The organism is Parabacteroides acidifaciens, assembly GCF_003363715.1.
GTDB lineage: Bacteria > Bacteroidota > Bacteroidia > Bacteroidales > Tannerellaceae > Parabacteroides > Parabacteroides acidifaciens.
On sequence record NZ_QREV01000109.1, the window covers coordinates 1 to 2,523 of the forward strand.

The following is a 2,523-nucleotide window of genomic DNA, read 5'->3' on the forward strand; positions in this document are numbered from 1 at the left end:
TTAAAATAAACACATAGCGAAAAAGAAAATTTGAGCAAAGCGTAGCGAATTAGCTGAAACAGCGTTCGTTACGCTTTGTTTTTCTATGGGGCAGAGCCAACGGAAAGCCAACATGAAGCCAAACGGCGCAAGAGTTCAGTTACCACCTCATTACTCCCGTAACGGGTGCGGATTTCTTGCTAAAAGGTTCTTTTTCTGCGATTTGCGTAGATTTGCATAGCAGTCGGTAACTCACTGTAACTTAATTTTGTAACCAAAAAAAGGAGTGAGTTATGCGTAGTACATTCAAGGTTCTATTTTACGTGAAGAAAGGCAGCGAGAAGCCCAACGGCAACCTGCCTTTGATGTGCCGTATCACAGTGGACGGCGAGATTAAACAGTTCAGTTGCAAGATGGACGTTCCCCCACGCTTGTGGGACGTGAAGAACAACCGTGCTTCGGGCAAGAGCATCGAAGCGCAGAGAATCAACCTTGCGATAGATAAAATCCGTGTGGAGGTAAACCGCCGCTATCAAGAACTGATGCAGACGGACGGTTATGTTACCGCCGCCAAACTCAAAGACACCTATCTCGGTATCGGCGTCAAGCAGGAAACCTTGTTGAAGCTGTTCGAGCAGCACAACGCAGAGTTTGAGAAGAAAGTCGGGCACAGCAGGGCGCAGGGGACATTCCGACGCTATCAAACGGTCTGCAACCATATTCGGGAGTTCCTGCCCCATACCTACAAGCGTGAGGATATTCCGTTAAAGGAACTCAACCTCACTTTCATCAACGACTTCGAGTATTTCCTTAGAACGGAGAAGAAATGCCGCACCAACACCGTGTGGGGCTACATGATTGTGTTGAAACACATCGTTTCCATAGCGAGGAATGACGGACGTTTGCCGTTCAACCCCTTTGCAGGATATATCAACTCTCCCGAAAGCGTGGACAGGGGCTACCTCACCCAAACGGAGATACAAACGCTCATGGACGCACCGATGAAGAACGCCGCCCACGAACTTGTACGGGACTTGTTCGTCTTTTCGGTGTTCACGGGTTTGGCGTATTCCGATGTGAAGAACCTCACCGCCGACCGCCTGCAAACATTCTTCGACGGCAACCTTTGGATTATCACCCGAAGAAAGAAAACCAACACTGAATCGAACATCCGTCTGTTGGACGTTCCCAAGCGTATCATAGAGAAATACAAGGGACTGGCAAGGGACGGTCATGTGTTCCCCGTTCCGAGCAACGGCAGTTGTAACAAGATACTGAAAGGGATAGGCAGACAATGCGGCTTCAAGGTGCGGCTGACCTACCATGTTGCAAGGCACACGAACGCCACGACCGTGCTTTTGTCGCACGGCGTACCTATCGAAACCGTGAGCCGCCTTTTGGGGCACACGAACATAAAAACCACCCAGATTTACGCCAAAATCACCGCCCAGAAGATAAGCCAAGACATGGAAACCTTGTCGCACAAGTTAGAGGATATGGAAAAGAATATCTGCCGAGCCATTTAAAACCTTAAAACAGAACAGCGATGAAAGAAGAAAGAAACATCATCACGATAGATGAATACGGCAATATCTCTTTGCCGACCGACATAGGTGCAACCGCCATGACCGAGTGGGAAATCTGCGAACTGTTCGGGGTTATCGCCCCGACGGTTCGGGCAGGGATAAAGGCACTTTGCAAGAGCGGAGTTTTGAGAGGGTACGACATAAAACGCACTGTCCGCATATCGGACAAATACAGTGTGGAGGTTTACAACCTCGAAACGATAGCCGCCCTCGCTTTCCGTGTGGAATCGTTCGGGGCTGCGAAAGTCCGCAAGGCATTGTTGGATAGGATTATGCACGGGCGAAAAGAGAAAACGACGGTGTTCGTGTCTGTCGTTACCGACACCGAGCCGAACCGCCGATGGATGGCGTAACGGTCAGTCGGTCGGGGTATCAGTCCGTAATACAGTCATACGGTCATACGGTCATACCGTCACACGGACGGAAAGGGGCTGTTTCCCGACCGCAGGCAAGCGGAGCAGTCATTCCCGTTTACAAAGGCAAAGCAAGCATGGGGCTTTCCGTCGGCTTCAAGGTCAGGCGGCTGCGCCGTCAGGGGAACAATCTCCACCCTCATTCTTCGGGTAGTATTCTTCCCCTGAACCTTGCATCCGACCGCCCCATGCAAAAGAGCCTTTGAAAACGGAAAAGACCACCCCGCCACCCACCGACCGAAAGGGAAAAATAAGGTGGGGTTACGGGCAAGCAGGCGGCAGGGACAGCCACCACCGAAAGGCAGACGGGCAGCACGCCGCAGGGTATTTACGGAGAAAATACCATAGCTTATTAGGGAATTTTCCGAGCCGCAATACTCCGTATCGCTGAAAATTCCCCAATAAGGCAAGGGGCAAGCCCCTCTGCACACCCCATCGGGGACGGCATTTGCCACCCCCGAAGATACAAAAAATCATTGTTTCACAAGTCAAGGAAGAAAGGAAAAATATATGGGTTTCGTAGTTTTACACATGGAAAAGGCGCA

General features: G+C 50.6%; 3 protein-coding genes. All 3 read left to right on the top strand.

Annotated elements, in window-relative coordinates; all coding sequences use genetic code 11:
* Window positions 1-272 precede the first annotated feature (272 nt).
* From DWU89_RS20270 to DWU89_RS20690, 3 genes are read left to right on the top strand one after another with little or no spacing between them, the layout of a single operon-like run.
* On the top strand, window positions 273-1,505 hold the full coding sequence (locus DWU89_RS20270; RefSeq protein ID WP_115501437.1) for a site-specific integrase: 1,233 nt from the start codon (window positions 273-275) through the stop codon (window positions 1,503-1,505).
* A 20-nt stretch (window positions 1,506-1,525) separates the two neighbouring features.
* Complete coding sequence (locus DWU89_RS20275) at window positions 1,526-1,918, top strand: hypothetical protein (RefSeq protein WP_115501438.1); 393 nt, start codon at window positions 1,526-1,528, stop codon at window positions 1,916-1,918.
* On the top strand, window positions 1,906-2,184 hold the full coding sequence (locus DWU89_RS20690) for a hypothetical protein (RefSeq protein ID WP_158543417.1): 279 nt from the start codon (window positions 1,906-1,908) through the stop codon (window positions 2,182-2,184). Before DWU89_RS20275 ends, DWU89_RS20690 begins: the two co-directional genes overlap by 13 nt.
* The last annotated feature ends 339 nt before the right edge of the window (window positions 2,185-2,523 follow it).

Bases quoted from the DNA above. Each gene is read 5' to 3' on its own strand.
- DWU89_RS20270 (WP_115501437.1), top strand. From the start codon at position 273: ATGCGTAGTACATTCAAGGTTCTATTTTACGTGAAGAAAGGCAGCGAG.
- DWU89_RS20275 (WP_115501438.1), top strand. From the start codon at position 1,526: ATGAAAGAAGAAAGAAACATCATCACGATAGATGAATACGGCAATATC.
- DWU89_RS20690 (WP_158543417.1), top strand. From the start codon at position 1,906: ATGGATGGCGTAACGGTCAGTCGGTCGGGGTATCAGTCCGTAATACAG.